The sequence below is a fragment of the Kitasatospora brasiliensis genome (assembly GCF_032654805.1).
Lineage (GTDB): Bacteria > Actinomycetota > Actinomycetes > Streptomycetales > Streptomycetaceae > Kitasatospora > Kitasatospora brasiliensis.
Genome location: NZ_JAUOOW010000002.1, coordinates 99,203 through 118,384 on the forward strand (window position 1 = coordinate 99,203; position 19,182 = coordinate 118,384).

The 19,182-nt window shown below is 74.0% G+C and carries 19 protein-coding genes; 12 read left to right on the forward strand and 7 right to left on the reverse strand.

The genetic code is table 11. The features are described 5' to 3' along the window. The first annotated feature begins 194 nt into the window (after positions 1-194). Together QWJ13_RS08330 and QWJ13_RS08335 are read left to right on the forward strand one after the other, a co-directional pair. Entirely contained in the window at positions 195-698 is a 504-nt protein-coding gene (locus QWJ13_RS08330) for an SseB family protein (RefSeq protein ID WP_380694023.1), read from the forward strand. Positions 699-825: 127 nt separating this feature from the next. Further along, positions 826-1,785, forward strand: a complete 960-nt coding sequence (locus QWJ13_RS08335) for a pirin family protein (protein ID WP_316521963.1) — start codon at positions 826-828, stop codon at positions 1,783-1,785. Positions 1,786-1,876: 91 nt separating this feature from the next. On the opposite strand, the gene QWJ13_RS08340 is transcribed toward QWJ13_RS08335, so the two are convergent. Continuing rightward, entirely contained in the window at positions 1,877-2,698 is an 822-nt protein-coding gene (locus QWJ13_RS08340; protein ID WP_316521965.1) for a protein phosphatase 2C domain-containing protein, read from the reverse strand. Between the two features lie 201 nt (positions 2,699-2,899). Between QWJ13_RS08340 and QWJ13_RS08345 the strand changes: the two genes are divergently transcribed. Further along, positions 2,900-3,103 (forward strand): hypothetical protein, encoded by a 204-nt coding sequence (locus tag QWJ13_RS08345; RefSeq protein ID WP_316521967.1) that lies wholly within the window; start codon positions 2,900-2,902, stop codon positions 3,101-3,103. Here the strand turns inward: QWJ13_RS08345 and QWJ13_RS08350 are convergent. From QWJ13_RS08350 to QWJ13_RS08360, 3 genes are all read right to left on the reverse strand, one after another. Continuing rightward, entirely contained in the window at positions 3,100-4,425 is a 1,326-nt protein-coding gene (locus tag QWJ13_RS08350) for an amidase (RefSeq protein ID WP_316521969.1), read from the reverse strand. The two genes, QWJ13_RS08345 and QWJ13_RS08350, sit on opposite strands and share 4 nt — an antisense overlap. A 20-nt stretch (positions 4,426-4,445) precedes the next feature. Then, complete coding sequence (locus tag QWJ13_RS08355) at positions 4,446-4,676, reverse strand: hypothetical protein (RefSeq protein WP_316521971.1); 231 nt, start codon at positions 4,674-4,676, stop codon at positions 4,446-4,448. Between the two features lie 267 nt (positions 4,677-4,943). Beyond that, positions 4,944-5,582, reverse strand: a complete 639-nt coding sequence (locus QWJ13_RS08360) for an ATP-binding protein (RefSeq protein ID WP_316521973.1) — start codon at positions 5,580-5,582, stop codon at positions 4,944-4,946. 229 nt (positions 5,583-5,811) lie between these two features. Between QWJ13_RS08360 and QWJ13_RS08365 the strand changes: the two genes are divergently transcribed. From QWJ13_RS08365 to QWJ13_RS08405, 9 genes are all read left to right on the forward strand, one after another. Continuing rightward, positions 5,812-6,615 (forward strand): hypothetical protein, encoded by an 804-nt coding sequence (locus QWJ13_RS08365; protein ID WP_316521974.1) that lies wholly within the window; start codon positions 5,812-5,814, stop codon positions 6,613-6,615. A 178-nt stretch (positions 6,616-6,793) separates the two neighbouring features. Continuing rightward, the gene (locus QWJ13_RS08370) at positions 6,794-7,537 is read left to right on the forward strand and encodes a YcnI family copper-binding membrane protein (protein ID WP_316521976.1); all 744 of its coding nucleotides are present in this window, start codon (positions 6,794-6,796) and stop codon (positions 7,535-7,537) included. A 77-nt stretch (positions 7,538-7,614) separates the two neighbouring features. Next, positions 7,615-8,274: an SCO family protein gene (locus QWJ13_RS08375; RefSeq protein ID WP_316521979.1), complete on the forward strand. Its 660-nt coding sequence runs from the start codon at positions 7,615-7,617 to the stop codon at positions 8,272-8,274. After that, positions 8,271-8,771 (forward strand): copper chaperone PCu(A)C, encoded by a 501-nt coding sequence (locus QWJ13_RS08380; RefSeq protein ID WP_316521981.1) that lies wholly within the window; start codon positions 8,271-8,273, stop codon positions 8,769-8,771. The genes QWJ13_RS08375 and QWJ13_RS08380 overlap by 4 nt, the downstream gene beginning before the upstream one ends. A gap of 12 nt (positions 8,772-8,783) precedes the next feature. Continuing rightward, positions 8,784-10,796: a copper resistance CopC/CopD family protein gene (locus QWJ13_RS08385; protein WP_316521982.1), complete on the forward strand. Its 2,013-nt coding sequence runs from the start codon at positions 8,784-8,786 to the stop codon at positions 10,794-10,796. Next, complete coding sequence (gene efeB, locus QWJ13_RS08390) at positions 10,793-12,055, forward strand: iron uptake transporter deferrochelatase/peroxidase subunit (protein ID WP_316521983.1); 1,263 nt, start codon at positions 10,793-10,795, stop codon at positions 12,053-12,055. Before QWJ13_RS08385 ends, efeB begins: the two co-directional genes overlap by 4 nt. Positions 12,056-12,199: 144 nt before the next feature. Further along, complete coding sequence (gene pheA / locus QWJ13_RS08395) at positions 12,200-13,135, forward strand: prephenate dehydratase (RefSeq protein ID WP_316521984.1); 936 nt, start codon at positions 12,200-12,202, stop codon at positions 13,133-13,135. Positions 13,136-13,637: 502 nt separating this feature from the next. After that, positions 13,638-14,912: a serine--tRNA ligase gene (serS, locus tag QWJ13_RS08400; RefSeq protein ID WP_316521985.1), complete on the forward strand. Its 1,275-nt coding sequence runs from the start codon at positions 13,638-13,640 to the stop codon at positions 14,910-14,912. An 81-nt stretch (positions 14,913-14,993) separates the two neighbouring features. Continuing rightward, positions 14,994-15,842: an HAD family hydrolase gene (locus tag QWJ13_RS08405; RefSeq protein WP_316521987.1), complete on the forward strand. Its 849-nt coding sequence runs from the start codon at positions 14,994-14,996 to the stop codon at positions 15,840-15,842. Here the strand turns inward: QWJ13_RS08405 and QWJ13_RS08410 are convergent. The 3 genes from QWJ13_RS08410 to QWJ13_RS08420 are packed head-to-tail and all read right to left on the reverse strand — an operon-like array spanning position 15,833 to position 19,163. Continuing rightward, complete coding sequence (locus QWJ13_RS08410) at positions 15,833-17,554, reverse strand: hypothetical protein (RefSeq protein ID WP_316521989.1); 1,722 nt, start codon at positions 17,552-17,554, stop codon at positions 15,833-15,835. The two genes, QWJ13_RS08405 and QWJ13_RS08410, sit on opposite strands and share 10 nt — an antisense overlap. Then, positions 17,551-18,483, reverse strand: a complete 933-nt coding sequence (locus QWJ13_RS08415; RefSeq protein WP_316521990.1) for a protein phosphatase 2C domain-containing protein — start codon at positions 18,481-18,483, stop codon at positions 17,551-17,553. The genes QWJ13_RS08410 and QWJ13_RS08415 overlap by 4 nt, the downstream gene beginning before the upstream one ends. Continuing rightward, positions 18,480-19,163 carry a vWA domain-containing protein gene (locus tag QWJ13_RS08420; RefSeq protein ID WP_316521992.1) on the reverse strand — a complete coding sequence of 228 codons (684 nt, stop codon included), beginning with the start codon at positions 19,161-19,163 and terminating at the stop codon, positions 18,480-18,482. The genes QWJ13_RS08415 and QWJ13_RS08420 overlap by 4 nt, the downstream gene beginning before the upstream one ends. Between the last annotated feature and the right edge of the window lie 19 nt (positions 19,164-19,182).

Sequence of the window (19,182 nt, forward strand, 5' to 3'; positions counted from 1 at the left end):
TCGCCTTCGGGAGACCGCCTTCCGGCGCCCCGTACCCACCAGTAGGCATCATGATGCTACCCAGCGGTAACTTGAGCAAGCCCCCGCCGGACAATCCGCCGCTATGAACGTGGTCACGTCCCACAGCCAGGACGGCCACTCCTTGTCAGGATCGGCGCCAGCACGGGAGGGTGCGCTCCCGCTAGCCTGTCCGTGTGTACGGATATGACCAGAACACATACCCGGGCGATCCCTACCAGCAGCAGGCGGGACCGCAGCCGGGCATGAACGGCATGCCCGGACCCGACGCCTACGGCGGGCAGTCGCAGACCCCCCAGCAGTCCCTGTACCCCGAACCCTCGCCGCCCTCACTCGCGGACGCGGTCCGGGCCTTCACCACCGGCTCGATGGCGGTCGAGGACTTCCAGGCCATCTTCATCACCTCGAAGGTGCACTGCCCGCGCGGTGACCGCCCCGGCTTCCTGGCCCTGCACAACACCCCGACGCCGGTGATCCCGATGTTCAGCTCGCTGAAGGAGCTGCGCCGCTACGCCGGCAAGGACTCCAAGCACTTCACCGTCACCGGCGCCGAGGTCCTGGACCTGCTGCCGACCGGCTACGGCTTCGCGCTGGACATGGAGGGCGAGCACCGGATGGTGTTCGACGCCAAGGCCGTGGAGCAGATGGTCGACTTCACGATGCGCCGGATGTACGGCTAGCCCATCCTGGAAGAGGAGCCCCGCGCTCCTCCGTCACTACATAGTTCAACGTTCAACTTGCTTGTTGTTGAGGATTGAACTAACCTCGTGGACATCAGGCCGAAGCCATTTCCTGAAGGAGGCCGACATGCCCGCCGTGACCGTCGACAACCCGCTGACCCTCCCGCGCGTCACCACGCCGAACCCCGCCGTCACGAGCGCCCGGCCGGTCCTGACGGTGGCCACCGCCCCCGAGGGCTACGAGGGCGAGGGCTTCCCCGTCCGCCGCGCCTTCGCCAAGATCAACCAGAAGTACCTCGACCCGTTCATCATGATGGACCAGATGGGCGAGGTGGACTACGCGGCCGGCGAGCCCAAGGGCACCCCCTGGCACCCGCACCGCGGCTTCGAAACCGTCACCTACATCATTGACGGAACGTTCATCCACCAGGACTCGCACGGCGGTGGCGGCACCATCACCAACGGCGACACCCAGTGGATGACGGCCGGCTCCGGCCTCCTCCACATCGAGACCCCGCCGGAGTCGCTGGTGAAGTCCGGCGGCCTCTTCCACGGCCTCCAGCTGTGGGTGAACCTGCCGGCCTCGGACAAGATGATCGCCCCGAAGTACCAGGACATCCGCGGCGGCAACGTCAAGCTGCTCAGCACCGAGGACGGCGGCGCGCTGCTGCGGGTGATCGCCGGTGAGATGGACGGCCACCAGGGCCCCGGCACCACCTTCACCCCGATCACCATGATCCACGCCTCGATCAACCCCGGCGCCCAGATCACCCTGCCCTGGCGCTCCGACTTCAACGCCCTCGCCTACGGCCTGGCCGGCAACGGCTCGGCCGGCACCGAGCACCGCCCCTTCCACCGGGGCCAGGCCGTCGTCTTCGGCGACGGCGACTCGATCACCATCCGCGCCGACGAGAAGCAGGACTCCCGCGACACCAACTTCGAGGTCGTGCTGCTCGGCGGTCTGCCGATCCGCGAGCCCGTCGCCCACTACGGCCCGTTCGTGATGAACAGCCACCGCGAACTCCAGCAGGCCATGGAGGACTTCCAGGCCGGCCGGCTCGGCACCATCCCCGCTTCCGGCCACTGAGGGCTTCGGAGCCGGAACACCGGAACGGCCGCAGGTCCCACCTGCGGCCGTTCCGCCGTTTCCACCGCCCGCCACAGCAGCGCGTGGACGGCTACAGCAGGGCGTAGACGGCGGAGGCGTCGTCGTGGGGCTTGCCGCGCGGCCAGCGTTCGCAGCACATGTCGCTCCGTTCCGCCGCCCGGACCTGGGCGATCAGTTCGGCCGGGCCCGACTCGGCGAGCAGCCGCAGGACGTCACCCCAACTGCCCAGCCCGAAGCGCTCGGTGAAGCGCGAGGCGCCGTCGGTGAGGGCGGCCAGCGCGTACAGCCGGTCCAGCGGGACGAAGCCGGTCTCGGCGTGCTCGGCCGCGCGCGGGCTGGCGGCGGCGATCCACGGGCCGTTGCCCCGGTTGCGGGCGGCGCGCACGGCCAGCGCGTACTCCAGGTGCAGGGCCGCCCGTTCGGCCGAGCCGGGAACGGTCTCCCAGACCTGGCGGCGCAGGTCCTCCCCGCCGGGGAAGCGCTGGTTGTCCCCGATCACCTTCGGCGGGCCGTCCTTGAACTCCAGCACCAGCAGCGAGTCTCCGAGCACCAGGTACTCCAGCGCCTCGCCGTGCCGCCGGGCCGCGACGACCATCGCGGCGGGGGTGTTGGGGTGGGCCAGGTCGCAGCGGCCGCCGTGCAGCGCGGCCGTCTCCACGATGGCGTCGGCCAGGCACTCGGCGATCGATCGGTCCGCCCGGTCGGTGAGCCGGGCGAGCAGATGGACGCCCAGCCGGCGCACGTACCAAGCCGTCCCGTGCCGACACCCGGACTCCAGGCCGGCCGGCGAGCTCGCGCCGTCCAGCAGGACCAGCGCCTCCGGCGAGGCCACGGCGAAGTCCTCGCTGTCCCGGTCGGGCCGCCGCGCTTCCCCTGCGAGCTGTAGCTGCATCCCGACAGTGTGGCGGCCGCCCCCGGCCCGCGCCCAGACCCGTGCGCGGTGTGGCGCGGGCCGGGCCTCGGCGCCCGGTGGCAGCCGGGGTGATTCGGCCATACCGTCGGACAGTGACCGGACGATTCGGCCAATCGGAGCGGGTCGGATTCGGGACGCCTCCGGGCGTCGGGGCGGCCCGCGACGGACGAGGAGCGGATGATGTTCTGGCAGTTCATCGTGTTGCTGGCCGCCTCACTCGGCTTCCCGACCGCGGCCCTGTTCTTCCTGATCGGCGGACCGCGCTTTCCCGACGAGCGGCGCGGGCCCGACGAGCGGCGCGGGCCGGACGAGCGGCGCGGGCCCGGGACCAGGGGCAGTGAGACCGGGGGGACCGGAGCCTCCAGGATGTCCGAGACGCCCTAGGGGTACGCCAACTCGGCTTCGAGCAGCGCCGATTGAGCGAGCAGCCGCTCGTCCTCGCCCTCCGAGCCGACCACCTGGAGCCCCAACGGCAGCCCCCGCCCGGTCCGCCCGGCCGGCAGGCTCAGCGCCGGGCGGCCGAGGAAGCTCCACGGCAGCGACATCACCGCGTCCCCGGTGCTGTGCAGACCCTCCGGCGCCCCGCCGGTCGCCGAGGGCGCCAGCCACAGGTCCACCCCGGCCGCCGCCTGCGCGGCGGCCACCCGCTCGCGCAGCCGCTCGCGGAACCGCAGGGCGGCCGCCCGGTCCTCGGCCGCGACGCCCTGGCCGGCCCGGATGCCCGCCACCGTCTCCGACCGGTAGAGCCCGCCGAAGCGGGCGAACCAGTCGGCGTGGCTACGGGCCAGCTCGAACCGGTTGACCAGCTGCAACTGCCGCCTGACCTCGGCGAAGTCGGGGAATAGCTCGACCCGTCGCACCACCAGTCCGGCCCGCGCCAGCCGGTCCAGCCGCTCCTCGAAGGCCCGCAGCGCACCCGGCTCGGCGCACTCCAGGTACGTCCCGTCCGCCACCCCGAGGACCGGCCGCCCGAGAACCGGCTCGGCAGGCCCGCCACGCTCCGCCCGCCAGCCGTCGCACAGCAGTGAGGCCGCCAGCGCAGCGCCCGCCAGGTCGGCGGTGAACACCCCGAGGGTGTCGAAGCTCGGCGCGTTCGGGATCACCCCCGCGAACGGGATCCGCCCGTACGTCGGCCGGAAGCCCACCACCCCGCAGTACGCGGCCGGACGGACCACCGAACCGACCGTCTGGGTGCCGATCGCCAGCGGCACCAGCCCGGCCGCGACCGCCGCCGCCGAACCGCTGCTGGAGCCGCCCGGCGTGTGCCCCGGATGGTGCGGATTACGGGTCGGGCCCGGGGCGCTCGCGGCGAACTCGGCCGTCACCGTCTTGCCCGCGACCAGCGCCCCCGCCGCCCGCAGCCGGTCCACCACCACGGCCTGCGGCCCGGCCAGTACGCCGGGCGGCAGCGCCGAACCGCCGTGCGTGGGCAGCCCGTCCACGTGCGCGATGTCCTTGACGCCCACCGCCACCCCGTACAGCGGCGGCCGCCCGTCCGGTTCCGGGTGGCGCGCGGCCAGCTGCCGCGCCTGCGCCCGCAACCGGCCGTGCCGCCCGGGCTCGGGGACGAACGCGTGGATCAGCGGGTCCACCCGGTCGACCCGTGCGCACAACTGATCGACGTACTCGGGCAGTTCGGGAGCGCCGACGCGCAGCCCGGCGGCCTCACGGGTCAGCGACCGGGGCCGGACGAGGGGTTCCTCCATGGCGAGCACGGTAGCGCCGCTTACGGGTGCTCGGCCGCCAGGTACGGAGCCTCGCGCAGGAAGTACGCCCCGCAGGTGTGGCAGCACAGCTCCGGAGTCTTCCCCCAGTCCACCGCCGACCGCACCCGCGCCGCCGGATCGAGCTCACGGCCGCACATCGCGACACTCGAATCGCCCCGGACCACGTGCCACAGCCGCACCCCACCGGCCTCGCCGCCGGCGCCGTACTCGGCTCGCATCTGGTGCATCATGCTCCCCATCGTCCGGCCGCCGCGCGCACTCGGCAACCGGAGCCGGCCCGCCGCTCGACGGCCCGAGCCACCCGCCCCGCCGAAACTGACAGCGCGTACGCCCCCGACTCGACCACGGGGGAACCGATGGGCGACGCCATGGAATTGACGCAGGATCACCTCTTCGGAACGGGAGAAGCGACCCACCACATCAGGGGGTGGCCCGCACCAGGACCGGCACCGCCGACCCGGCGCGGCCCGACCCCGCACGCGCCCCGCCGAAGGGCTTCAGGACGCCCGCAGCAGCGCCCCGTCCTGCCACTTGAGGATCTTGTCGAAGCTGACGATCGCCCCTCGCAGCGGGTGGTTGCGCAGCTGCACGTGGTCGGTGAGGGCGTGGATGAGGAAGAGGCCGCGGCCCGACTCTGCGGTGAGGTCGGGCAGGGTGTCCAGGTCGACCGGGCGCAGGGTGGGGGCGGTGGGCCGGCAGGGCAGGACGTGGGTGTCGTACGGGTGGCCGTCGCGGCGCGGGCGGTGGGCGGCGAGGACGCGGGCCGGGACGGTGGCCCGGCCACGACGGGAGCGCCGGTGCGGAGCCGGGCGGGCCGGGGCGGCGCCGGCCGGACGGCGGGCGGGCGCGGCGGGTGCGGCGGGCGCGGTCGAACCGGGCAGCCCCGGGCCGGAGTCGGTGACCTCGATCCGCAGCCGGTCGCCGCAGATCGACGCGGAGACCTGGAACGCGTCGTCCGGCCGCCCGGTGGCACCGTGCTCGACGGCGTTGGCGCAGGCCTCGCTGAGCGCGACCCCGAGGTCGTCCGCGATCTGCGGGTCGACGCCCGCCGTCGCCATGGCACCGAGCAGGATGCGCCGGGCCAGCGGAACGCTGGCCGGGTCGCGCTTGAGGTGCAGAGTCCACCAGATGTCCACGGGAGGTCCCTCCTGGCTGCGGCTCCACATACAACTAGGTATCTCCGGGTGATTCCCGGGCGAACCGTGCCCGAGGCCGGCTACCGCCCGTTCGGCGGATGGACTGGGGGGTCGGGTCTGTGCCGGGCCTGGCGTACGCCCCCTCGCGCGCGCGGCCGAAAGGGGCATTCATAGGGATTTCCCACCCTGCCCGTGTCCGTGGCGTACGCAATGAGAGGATGGCCCGGCCATGACTGCCCTCGCCGCCGCCCCGCGCCCGGGCGCCTCCGGACCGGCTCAGCCGGTGGGGGCCGCCGCCTGGGACCTGCGGCTTGCCCGGGCCGTCCCGTTCGCGCTGGTCTGCACCCTGATCGCGGCCGCCGGGCACAGCCTGGCCGGTGGCGGGAACGTGCCGCCGACCGCGCTGGCGGTGGGCTTCGCCGTGGTGCTGGCCTTCGCCGCGGCCTGCGGCGGGCGGGAGCGTTCGCTGGCGGCCATCGCCGGGGCACTCGGGGTCGGGCAGTTCGGACTGCACGGCCTCTTCCACAGCTACTCGATGCCCGGCGCGCACCACGGCGGTGCGCTGAACGTGCCGCAGGTGGCGGGTCGGCTGATCTGCAACGAGGCCCGGCCCGGCACCCTGGTCGGGCTGCCCGGCGGCCCGTCCCCGGAGCAGCTGGTCTCCTCCGCGGGCCTGGACCCCCACGCGTACGCCGCCGCGCCCTGGTCGCAGGCCGGCGTGTTCGGCATGACGCCGTCGATGCTGGCCGGGCACCTGGCCGCCGCGCTGGTCGCGGGCTGGTGGCTGCGGCGCGGCGAGGCGGCGCTGTGGCGGCTGCTGCGGGTGGTCGCCACGGCCGCCCGGGAGCACTGGACGGCGCCGCTGCGTACGGCGTTCGCGCTGGTGGCCGCGCTGCTGCGCGGTCTGTTCGGCACGGCCGGCCCGGCCCGCCGGTTCGGGGCCCGGGGCGGGGAGAGCCCGTTCCCGGCGGGTGCCGTGCTGCGGCACAGCGTGGTGCGGCGCGGCCCGCCGTGCGGGGCCCTCGCGTACTGACCGGCGTTCCTGGTGCCGCGAGGCCCGGGTCCGCGGTGTGCGCGCCGTCCGGCCGTTCCCCGAGCAGCGGGGGCGGTCCGAGGTTCTGCCCCACGTCCCCACGCGCGGCCCGCCGAGGCACGGTTCACGTCCGTCGCCCGGCTCCGGTGCCGCCGAGCTCCGATCGGAGACCCGCATCATGCGTTCCCTTCCCACCCGCCGTCTCGCCGCCGTCGCCCTCACCGCCGCCGCCTCCGTGGTGGCGCTGGCCGGCCCCGCCTTCGCGCACGTCACCGTGAACCCGGGTGCGGCCGCCCAGGGCGGCTACACGGCCGTCGACTTCCGGGTGCCGAACGAGAGCGACACCGCGAGCACCGTGAAGCTGGAGGTCAACCTCCCGCTGGACCACCCGCTGGCCTCCGTCCGGACCCTGCCGCTGCCGGGCTGGACCGCCGCGGTCGAGAAGGCCAAGCTGGACAAGCCGATCAAGGTGCACGGCAACGACGTCACCGAGGCCGTCTCCAAGATCACCTGGACCGCCGACGCCGGCACCAGGATCGCCCCCGGCCAGTTCCAGGAGTTCCGGGTCTCGCTCGGCCCGCTGCCGACCGACACCGACAACCTGGAGTTCAAGACCCTCCAGACCTACGACAACGGCGACATCGTCCGTTGGATCGACGAGTCCAAGGACGGCCAGCCCGAGCCGGCCAAGCCCGCGCCCGTCCTGAAGCTCACCAAGGCCGCCGAGGGCGACGGCCACGGCGTCACCGCCTCCCCCGCCGCGAACGGGGGCAGCTCCGACCACGCCGCCGCCTCCGGCGACGACAAGTCCGACGACTCCACCGCCCGCACCCTGGGCGTGGTCGGCATCGTGGTCGGCGTGATCGGCACCGCCGTCGGCGTGCTCGGCCTGCGCCGCAAGAGCGGCGGCTCCGCCTCCTGACCCCCGCGCCGACCGGGCCGTACCCACCGCACGGGTACGGCCCGCCGGCCCCTCCACCCCGCACGATCGGAACTCCCATGCCCCGCACCACCCGTCTGGCCGGCGCGGCCGCCCTCGCGCTGGCCGCCGCCCTGACCCTCTCCGCCTGCGGCTCCTCCGGCGACGGCGCCTCCGCCGCCAAGGTCACCCAGCACAAGGAGGACACCCCGTACCAGGGCACCAAGCTCGCCAAGAACTTCGAGAAGCCGGACCTCCAGCTGACCGACACCTCCGGCCAGCCGTACGACCTGCGCCAGAAGACCAACGGCAAGGCCACCCTGCTGTTCTTCGGCTACACCAGCTGCCCGGACGTCTGCCCGACCACCATGGGCGACATCGGCGTCGCCATGAAGGCGCTCCCCGAGGCGGAGCGGCAGAAGATCAACGTCGTCTTCGTCTCCACCGACCCCCAGCGCGACACCCCCCAGGTGCTGCGCACCTGGCTGGACTCGATGGGCAGCGACTTCATAGGCCTCACCGGGGACCTGGCCAAGGTGAAGACCGCCGCCAAGTCGCTCGGCATCATGATCGAGGACCCGGTGGTCAACGGCGACGGCACGGTCACCTCCACCCACGGCGCCCAGGTGCTGGCCTTCCTCCCCTCGGACGACAAGGCGCACGTGCTCTACATGAGCGGCACCGAGGAGAAGACCTACGAGCACGACCTGCCGCTGCTCGCCCAGGGGGTCTCGGCGTGACCTCGGCGCACCCCGGAACCCACCGCTTCCGCCGCTCCGCCCTGCTCGGCGCCGTCGTCGCGACGGCCCTGGGCGGCGGTGCCATCCTGGCCGCCTGCGGGACGAACGACGCCCCGGGCGGCGGCGCCACACCGGCCCTCAGCGTCGCCGACTCCTACATCCCGCTGCCCCCGGCCGGCGGCATGGCGGCCGGCTACCTGACCGTCCGCAACGACGGCGGCCAGGACCAGCTGCTCAAGGTGACCAGCCCGGCCGCCGGGTCGGTCACCATGCACCGCTCCAGCGCCTCGACGATGGAGCAGGTGGACAGCCTGGACGTGCCCGCGCACGGCGCCCTGCAGCTCGCCCGCGGCGGCAACCACCTGATGATCATGGGATGGCAGAAGGCCCCCGCCCTCGGTGACGAACTGGAGCTCGACCTCACCTTCGCCAAGTCCGGCACCATCTCCGTCAAGGTGCCGGTCAAGGAGCTCACCTACCGCCCCGGCCAGAGTTAGGGAACCGCCACCATGCAGTCGGCCGGCCTGGAGAAGGCCACCCACCGCCGGATCGTCGGGGTGCTCGGAGTGCTCGGCGCGTTGCTCGCGCTGATGCTCGCGGGCGCCGGGCCGGCTTCCGCGCACGCCACCCTGGATTCCACCGACCCACGGCAGAATTCGGTGGTCGCCACCGCCCCGCAGGCGGTGACGCTGACCTTCAGCGAGTCCGTCTCGCTCTCCGGCGACTCCGTCCGGGTGCTCGACCCGGCCGGCAAGCCCGTGGACACCGGCAACCCGGCGCACGCCGACGGCAAGGGCAACACCGCCCGGGTCGGGCTGAAGGGCGGCCTCGCCAACGGCACCTACACGGTCGCCTGGCGGGCCGTCTCGGACGACTCGCACCCGGTCGGCGGGGCGTTCACCTTCTCCATCGGCGCGCCCTCGGACACCTCGGTGTCGGCCACCGCGCTCCAGGGCGCCAAGGCCGACGGCCTGGTCTCCGCCCTGTACGGCACCGGGCGCACCGTCGCGTACGCGGCCTTCGCCCTGCTGGTCGGCGCCGCCGCGTTCGTGCTGGTCTGCTGGCCGGCCGGCACCGCCCGGCGCCGGGTGCAGCGGCTGCTGATGACCGGCTGGACGGCGCTGCTGGTCTCCACCGTCGCGGTGCTGATGCTGCGCGGCCCGTACGAGCGCGGCTCCGGGATCGGGCAGGCCTTCGACCTGTCGCTGGTGCGCGCCACGCTGGACGAGCGGATCGGCACCGCGCTGGCCGCCCGGCTGCTGCTGCTCGCGGCGGGCGGGGTGTTCCTGTCGCTGCTGGTCGGGCAGCTGGGGCAGCCGCCGCGGCCGCTGCCCGCATCGCCGGAGCCCGGCGAGGAGCCGAACGGGGACGACGCCGAGGCCGCCGAGCTGCGCGAGCTGGAGCGGCGGGCCTCCGAGCGGCCGCAGCACGAGGTCCGGCTCGGCCTCGGCGTGGCCGGGCTGCTGCTGGCCGTCGCCCTCTCGGCGACCTGGGTCGGCGCCGACCACGCCTCGGTGGGCATCCAGGTCTGGCTGGCGCTGCCGCTCGGCGTGCTGCACCTGATCGCGATGGCGCTCTGGCTGGGCGGACTGGCCGCGCTGCTGGTGGCGCTGCGCGAGGGCGTCGGCGCCGAGGTGGTGGACCGCTTCTCGAAGATCGCCTTCGGCTCGGTGGCCGTGCTGGCCGTGACCGGGATCTACCAGTCCTGGCGGGGCCTGGGCAGCTGGGGCGCGCTGACGGGCACCGAGTACGGGCGGCTGCTGCTGGTGAAGAGCGGCTGCGTGGTCGTGATGCTCGGCGTCGCCTGGATCTCCCGGTCCTGGCTGGCCAAACTGCGCTCGGCCCCGGCCGAGGCGGCGGAGGTCGCGCCGGCCGAGGCCGAGCTGCCGGAGCCGGTCGCGGTGGCGGCGCACACCGAGGACCCGGTCCGCCAGGCGCAGCTGGAGCGCCAGCGGGCCGCCCGGCAGAGCGCCGGACGCGACCGCGGGCTGACCCCGACCCGGGCCGGGCTGCGCCGCTCGGTGCTGGTCGAGGCGCTGGTCGCGGTGGCGGTGCTGGTGGTCACCACGATGCTCACCAACTCCCCGCCCGGGCGGGTGGCGAGCGAGGTCAAGGCGGGGGCGAGTGCCGCTCCGGCCGCCGACGGGGCCGCGGCCGCGCCGCAGACCGAGCCGGGCCGCACCGTCGAGCTCAAGCTCCCGTACGACACCAAGGGCCGGACGCCGAACGCCAAGGGCACCGCGACCGTCACCCTCAACCCGGCCCGGACCGGCTCGAACGAGGTCAAGCTCGCGCTGGACGGCGCGGACGGACAGCCGGTGGACGTCCCCGAGGTGCAACTCGCCTTCACCCTGCCGGACCGCGACCTCGGCCCGCTGCCGGTCGCGCTGACCCCGGAGGGCACCGGCCGCTGGAGCGGCACCGCGCAGCTCCCGCTGGCGGGCACCTGGGTGGTGTCGGTGCAGATCCGCTCCTCCGACATCGACCAGACCACCCCCACCCAGCAGTTCAAGATCGGGTGAGCGCGGTGATCGAGGAGTCGACGGACCACACGGGCTTCACCCGGCGGGCGCTGCTGGGCACCGCCGGCGCCGGGCTGCTGGTCGGCGCCGGGGCGGGCGTCGCCCTCGCCTACAACCGCCCCGACGAGGGCGGGCGGCCCGCGACCGACGGCGCGCTGGGCGCGGCCCGGGTGCCGTTCCGCGGCGAGCACCAGGCCGGGATCACCGACCCGCCGCAGGCCAGGGTGCAGCTGGCCGCCTTCGACCTGGCCGAGGGGGTCGGCCGGGACGGGCTGCGCACCCTGCTCCAGCGCTGGACGAAGGCGGCCGAACGGCTGACCGCCGGGGAGCCGGCCGAGGAGTTCGACAACCAGGTCGCGCTGGACGCCGGGCCCTGCTCGCTCACCCTCACCCTCGGCTTCGGCGCCACGCTGTTCGACAAGGCCGGCCTGGCCGACCGCCGGCCGCCGGGGCTCGAACCGCTGCCCGCCTTCCCCGGCGACGCGCTGGACCCGGCCCGCGGCGACGGCGACCTGTTCGTCCAGATCGGCGCGGACGACGCCCTGGTCGCGGTGCACGCCCTGCGGGTGCTCCAGCGGCTGGCGGCCGGTACGGCGGCGCCGCGCTGGCAGTCGGCCGGCTTCGCCCGTACCCCCGGGGCCGCCGCGCAGCCGGTGACCGGGCGCAACCTGATGGGCCAGATCGACGGCACCAACAACCCCCGGCCGGGCGAGGAGGGCTTCGCCGCCAAGGTGTTCTGCACCGCCGGCGGCGAACAGCCGGCCTGGCTGGCCGGCGGCTCGTACCTGGTGTTCCGGCGGATCCGGATGCTGCTGGACCACTGGGAGGCGCTGCCGGTGGAGCGGCAGGAGCGGGTGATCGGGCGGCGCAAGTCGGACGGCGCCCCGCTCGGCACGCCCGCCGGGGCCGGTGAGCGGGCCCCGGTCGACCTCGCCGCCCAGGACGCGGACGGCACCCTGGCCATCCCCGCCGACGCCCACATCCGGGTCGCCGCCCCGGCGGCCAACGGCGGTGCGGCGATGCTGCGGCGCGGCTTCTCGTACCACGACGGGCTGCTGCCGGACGGTTCGCCGGACGCCGGGCTGCTCTTCCTCGCCTTCCAGGCCGACCCGGGCAAGGGCTTCACCCCGGTGCAGCGCAAGCTCTCCCGGGGCGACGGCCTCTCCCGCTTCCTGCGGCACGAGGCGAGCGGGCTGTACGCGGTGCCGCCGGCCGCGCCGGTCGGCGGCTACCTCGGGCAGCAGCTGCTGGAGGGGTAACCGCACCTCTGTCCACCTGTTTCACCGCCGCGGTCCCGGTCCCCGGAACGCGTTCCTGCCGGGGCCGCGGAATCGTTAGGGTGACTGCTTTCGGCACACCCCGCGCGCACCCCGCTCGCAGCACCGAGACCTCACGGAGGCGTCATGTCGGCCACCCGCTACACCTACCTCGGACCGGCCGGCACGTTCACCGAGGCGGCCCTGCACACCCTGCCCGAGGCGGCGACCCGGGAGCTGGTGCCGCTGTCCTCGGTGGCGCTGGCGCTGGACGCGGTGCGCGGCGGGGAGGCGGCCGGGGCGTTCGTCCCGATCGAGAACTCGGTGGAGGGCGCGGTCACCGCGACCAACGACGAACTGGCCTCCGGCGCGCCGCTGATGATCTACCGCGAGGTGCTGCTGCCGATCGCCTTCGCGCTGCTGGTGCGGCCCGGCACCGAGCTGTCCGAGGTCAAGACGGTGACCAGCCACCCGGTGGCCCAGCCCCAGGTGCGGCGCTGGCTGGCGGCCAACCTGCCGGAGGCCACCTGGGAGTCGGCCGCCTCCAACGCGGACGGCGCCCGGCTGGTCGCCGAGGGCCGCTACGACGGCGCCTTCGCGGGCGAGTTCGCGGCGCCGATCTACGGGCTGGAGCCGCTGGTCAAGGAGATCGCGGACGCGAAGAGCGCGGCCACCCGCTTCGTCCTGGTCGGCCGCCCCGGTCGGGTGTCCTCGCCGACCGGCGCGGACAAGACCTCGATGGTGGTCTGGCTGCCGGACGACCACCCGGGTGCGCTGCTGGAGCTGCTCCAGGAGTTCGCGGTGCGCGGGGTCAACCTGATGCGGATCGAGTCCCGGCCGACCGGCGAGGGGATGGGCAGCTACTGCTTCCTGATCGACTGCGAGGGCCACCTGTCCGAGCGCCGGGTCGCCGAGGCGATGATGGGGCTCAAGCGGATCTGCCCTCAGGTGCGGTACCTCGGCTCCTATCCGCGTGCCGACCGGCAGGAGTCCACCCACCGGCGGCCGGGGACCTCGGACGAGGATTTCACCTCGGCTGCGGACTGGCTCTCCCGCGCGCTCGACGGGCGCGGCGACATCTGAACCAGCCGACATCCGGGCTTCGGCATTCCCCTTTCGGACCTTTTCGGCGCCGCCTTCACGTCACCTTCGGGGTCGTCCACAGGCGGGCCGGGGCCGGAGCCCGCTGTCCACAGGCTTGTCCGCTGTCCACAGCCCGGAGTTATCCACAGGCCTGGGGGCGAGTCGACAAACCGCTATAGCCATTGCCCAGACCCGGTCGGACCATCGGTTTGCGTCGCAGAGATGACCAATCGGACCAGAGTCACCCGGTTGCCAGCAAATCACCCGTCCGAGTGCTTCAATTCCCTCACTCGGGAAGGTTCATTGAGGTTTGAAACCTCAATTCCCTGGTTCGTTCACGCGGAAGACGATCCTCCCCTTGAGTCCACAGGCCTGGGCCCCAGCCTGTGGATAACTCGATGGGGCGGAGTTCCCCACAGGAGTTATCCACAGGTTGGCGTGAGTTATCCCCAGGGGAAATCTCGTACCGGCGGAGGAGGAGTCGCCCGGTACGCTTGGCCCTGTGATTGACCTTCGCCTGCTCCGTGAGGACCCTGACCGAGTGCGCGCCTCGCAGCGCGTCCGTGGCGAGGACGTCGACCTGGTCGACGCCCTCCTCTCCGCCGACGAGCGACGCCGGTCCTCGGGCAGCCGCTTCGACGAACTGCGCAGCGAGCAGCGAGTGCTCGGCAAGCAGGTCGCCCAGGCCAAGGGCGAGGAGAAGGCCGCCCTGCTCCAGCGCACCAAGGACCTGGCCGCCGAGGTCAAGGCCGCGGACGCCGAACAGGGCGCCGCCAAGGAGGAGGCGGACCGCCTGCTCCGCTCGCTGGCGAACCTCATCGACCCGGCCGCCCCGGTCGGCGGCGAGGAGGACTTCGTCACCCTGGAGGAGATCGGCACCCCGCGCGACTTCTCCGCCGAGGGCTTCGAGCCGCGCGACCACGTCGAGCTCGGCCAGATCCTGGGCGCCATCGACACCGAGCGCGGCGCCAAGGTCGCCGGTGCCCGGTCGTACTACCTGACCGGTGTCGGCGCGCTGCTGGAGCTCGCCCTGGTCAACATGGCGATCGCCCAGGCCACCGCGGCCGGCTTCATCCCGATGATCACCCCGACCCTGGTCCGCCCGGCCGCCATGGACGGCACCGGCTTCCTGGGCCAGGCCGCCGAGAACGTGTACCACCTCGCCGAGGACGACCGGTACCTGGTCGGCACCAGCGAGGTCCCGCTCGCGGCGTACCACATGGACGAGATCCTCGACGCCGACAAGCTGCCGCTGCGCTACGCCGGCTACTCGTCCTGCTTCCGCCGCGAGGCCGGCACCTACGGCAAGGACACCCGCGGCATCATCCGCGTCCACCAGTTCGAGAAGGTGGAGATGTTCGTCTACACCACTCCCGAGGACGCGGAGAACGAGCACCGGCGCCTGCTGCAGTGGGAGAAGGACTTCCTCAACGCGCTGGAACTGCCGTACCGGGTGATCGACGTCGCCTCCGGCGACCTCGGCGCCTCGGCCGCGCGCAAGTTCGACATCGAGGCGTGGATCCCCACCCAGGGCAAGTACCGCGAGGTCACCTCGACCTCCAACACCACCGAGTACCAGGCCCGACGGCTGTCGATCCGGATGCGCGAGGAGGGCAAGACCCGCCCGCTCGCCACCCTGAACGGCACCCTGGTCGCCATCCCGCGCACCATCGTGGCGATCCTGGAGAACCACCAGCAGGCCGACGGCTCGGTCGTCGTGCCCGAGGCGCTGCGGCCGTTCCTCGGCGGGCGGACGGTCCTCGAACCGGTCAAGTAACCCGGTCCGACAACCGGTCCCGCGACCGGCCCGCACCAGCAGCACCAGCACCACGCGCAACTCCCGGGAGACGTACGGCCCATGAGCACCATCAGCCCCAGCCCCGCCTCCCCCGGAGCAACCGGCGGTGGCGACCTGCCCTACCGGCTGGTCGCCACCGACCTCGACGGCACCCTGCTCACCAGCGAGGAGACCGTCTCCGAGCGCACCCGCGCCGCCCTGGCCACGGCCACCGGCGCGGGCGCGCTGCACATCATCGTCACCGGGCGCTCGGCCGTCTGGGCCCGCCCGGTCTTCGACGAGATCGGCTACACCGGGATAGCCGTCTGCGGCCAGGGCGCCCAGGTCTACGACGCCGGCGCGCACAAGCTCCTCACCTCGCTCACCCTGGACCGCCGACTGGCCGCGCTCGCGATCGAGAAGATCGAGGCCGAGACCGGCCCGCTGGCCATCGCCGCCAACCAGGACGGCCTGGACGGCCAGGTGCTGGCCGGCCCCGGGTACGAGCTGCTGATCGGCTCCGACCTGCCGGTCGTCCGGGTCGAGCGCGGCGGGCTGCTCGACGCCCCGCTCAGCAAGCTCTACATCCAGCACCACGCCCTCACCGACGACGCCCTCGCCGAGGCCGCCCGGCGCGCCGCCGGGGACCTGGTCGGCGTGGTGATGGCCGGCGCCGGCGTGGTCGAGCTGCTGCCGCTCGGCCTCTCCAAGGCCACCGGCCTGGCCGTCGCCGCCCGCCGCCTGGGCGTGCGCGCCGCCGACACCATCGCCTTCGGCGACATGCCCAACGACGTCCCGATGTTCGGCTGGGCCGCCCACGGCGTCGCCATGGCCAACGCCCACGAGGAGCTCCTGGCGGTCGCCGACGCCGTCACCGCCAGCAACGACGAGGACGGCGTCGCCGCCGTCCTGGAGCGGCTCTACCAGTAGTTCCGCGGGCCCGCGGCCTTGAGCGCGGCGCGCGTGGCCGCGTCCGTCCACGGCTCGAAGGTGTCGTCCCTGCCCAGGTTGACGTAGATGGCCTGGGCGTGGATCAGGTACCGGTGGGTGGTGGTCTTCCGGCCGCTCTGGGTGGCCCGGGTGGTGTTCGCGCCGTCGGCGCACAGCTCGGAGCCGGGCCCGCTGTTCGGGCACCAGAAGTCCCAGTCGGAGATGTCGGTGTCGGAGAGCGCGGTGTAGGCCGCGTCGGCGGTCCTGGCATCCCGCAACGGCTTGACCAGGACGATCACCATGATCTTGCTCGTGGCGTCCAGGTAGGTCCCGACGACCTGGTTCACGCAGCCGCCGGTGCTCAGCACGCTCCGGACGTGCTCGCTCACACCGGACGGCGCGCATTCGTGCCGCCCGCCGCTGGCGCGTTCGTAGCGCACCTGGTTGGAGTCGGTGAACGCCTCGGGCAGCAGCGCGGTGGCGGTCAGCGGAGTGTGGTCGGTCCGTTCGTCGTCGAGCGAGTCGGGATCGAACAGCGGGGTGGGGCTGGGCCGGGGTGTGGGCGGGTAGGTGCGCGTGGGCGTGGACGTCGGCGTGGACACGGGCGGCGGGGTGTACGAGGGGCCGGAGTCCGAGGACGAGTCGGACCTGTTGTGGTTGACGCCGAGCACGACCGCGAGGACGACGGCCGCGACGACCGCCGCGATGCCGACGCCGACGGCGGCCGGGGGTGTCCTGGTCGGCGGTGTCCTGACCGGCGGTGTCCTGACCGGCACCGGTGTGACCGGGCTCGCCGCCGGAGGGGGTGACAGCGGCACGACCGGGGCAACCGCCGGGGCCGTGTCGGCGGTGGCGGCCGCCGCCGTGAGGTGCTCCGCCCAGAGCGCCGGGGCGGGCCGGCGGGCCGGGTCCGGGTCGAGTCCGGCCCGTGCGAGGTCGCCGAGGGCCGGGCTGAGCGCGGCCAGCGCGGCCGGGTCGACGGCGTTCTGGTCGCGGGCGAAGAGCCGTACCGCGAGCAGCGCGAGCTTGTAGGCGTCGCCCGCCGCCGTCCCGCGCTCCTCGCCGGGCGGGAGCTGCCAGTCCGGCGTCTCGACCTGCGGCAGGACGGTGGCGCCGCGCAGCCGTACGGCGTCGCAGTCGATCAGGAAGCAGGTGGCCCGACCACCGTCGCCCGCACCGGTGGCGAACAGCAGGTTCTTCGGGGACAGGTCCCCCACCGCGATGCCGAGGCGGTGCAGCCGGGAGAGCGTGCCGGCGAGGTCGGCGAGCAGTTCCAGCCGATCGCGGTCGCTGACGGTGAGGCCGACCCCGGCCACGTAGCCGTCGTCGTTGAGCAGGAACTCCAGGGTGGCCAGCCGCCGGGTGGCCACCGTGGCGCCGCCGAGGGCGTGCAGGTCGAAGTGGAAGCGCTCGGGGGCGGCCCGCATCAGGAAGCCGCAGGTGCGGCCGCGCTGCCGGACCACGGCGGTGGGCCAGGCGGCCCTGTCGCGGAGCCGGCGGGCCTCGGCCCCGTCGAGCGCGGCGAGCAGCGCCACGATCGCGGTCAGCGCGTCGCTGTCGAGCTCGGGGAGGGTCTCCGGGCGGTACTCCTTGTAGACGACGCCGGGCCGGTCGGCCACCTCGTGGACGGTGCCCTGACCGCCCTGCCCGAGGCGGCGGGCCAGGACCAGGCTGTCGCGCTCGACGGTGGGGGCGGAGCGGTCCTCCGTCATCGCGCCTCCTCGGCGGCGTGCGGCCAGACGACCAGCAGGGTCCGGTCGTCGTCGAAGGTCTCGCGGGAGAAGTCGAGCAGGTGGGCGAGTCGGAGCGGGCTGGGCGGCGCGGCGAGGGCGTCCGCGAACAGGGCGCCGACCTGGCCGTCCCCGTCGCCCAGCGGGTCGCCGAAGCCGTCGGTGCCGATCAGCAGGGCCAGCTGCGGGGTGAGCCGGACGCTGGTGCGCTCGATCGGGTCGGGCACGGTGGGCAGCGGGGTCACCTCGGTGCCGATCAGCGGGGCGTCGGCGGCGGACTTCGGGCCGAAGAGCGGGTGGTAGCGGCCGTACGGGAGGTCGAGCAGCCAGGCGCCGGAGTCCCCGATCCGGCAGAGCTCGACGACCGGGCCGGCCGGGTCGGGGCGGACCACGCCGGTGACCAGGGTGGTCGCGTACAGCCGGGAGACCTCGGCCCGGTCCGGCTCCCGGCCGGCCAGCCGCCAGCGGGCGACCTGCCACAGCCGCCGGGCGGCGTGCCGGGCGACGTCCTGGAGGTCCACCGGGCCCGGGCCCGCGGAGAGCAGGTGGAGGGTGTGGGCGAGGGCGGCCCGGCAGGCCTCGATCGCGCCGAGTTCGGCGCTGGTCGCGGCCGAGACCCCGTCGGCGACGGCGAAGGCGACGGCACCGCTGGGCTGGTGCAGGGCGACGCGGGCGGCGTCCTGGCGCGGGCGGCCGTAGTAGCGGTGCTCGGCGCCGCGCACGGAGGCGAAGCGCACCGCCAAGGCGTCGGTGGACCAGCCGTCGCACTCGGTGTCGGGGAAGTCGTAGGCGGGCTGGCGCGGCGGCCGCGGTTCGAACTCGATCCCGGGCGTGCCCACGGCGATCCGCCGCCAGGGGTCGGCGGCGTCCGGCCCGGCGCCGTGCTCCGGGCCGGGATCGCGCCGCCTCACTGCCCCACCTCGTCGATGGCGAGGACGAACTGGTCGGGGCGGTTGACCACGAGGTGGGGGTTGGCGGAGCCGAGGGCCTGGCCGGAGGCGACCAGGCTGGTGGTGAGGGCGTGGAAGAACTCGCCGATGGCCCGGCCGAGATCGATGCCGGGCCGGGCCACGAAGGCGAACTCCGGACGGGTGGCCACCGCGAGCATCGTCCGGGGCTCGGCGTCGCCGATGCCGCAGGCGATGATGTTGGGGGCGGTCGGGGTCCGCCGGCGGTCGGTGAGCAGGGCGTGCGCGTCCCGCCAGTCGTCGCCGTCGGTGGGCTGGCCGTCGCTGAGCAGGAACACCACCGGGCGGTGCACCTTGTACCCCTGGCCGCGCAGCCATCGGACGTCGTCGGGGATGCGGTCCAGCAGGTCCTCGAAGAGCGCCTGGTAGTCGGTCAGTCCGCGGATGACCACCTGGGGCAGCCTGGTCTCGGTCCGCATGTCGGTCACCGCGAGGCGGACCCGCACGTCGTCGGAGAAGCCGAGGACGGCCAGCCGCAGCTTGGCGGCGATCATCGGCTCGGCCCGCAGGCCCTCGCACAACGAGACCAGGCCGCCGGAGAGTTCGGCCAGGTACGGTTCCATCGAGGCCGATTCGTCGGCCAGTACGTAGGCGGGCAGCAGGACACCCTTGGTCTCGGCCACCGCGCTCCCCCTTCTCGTG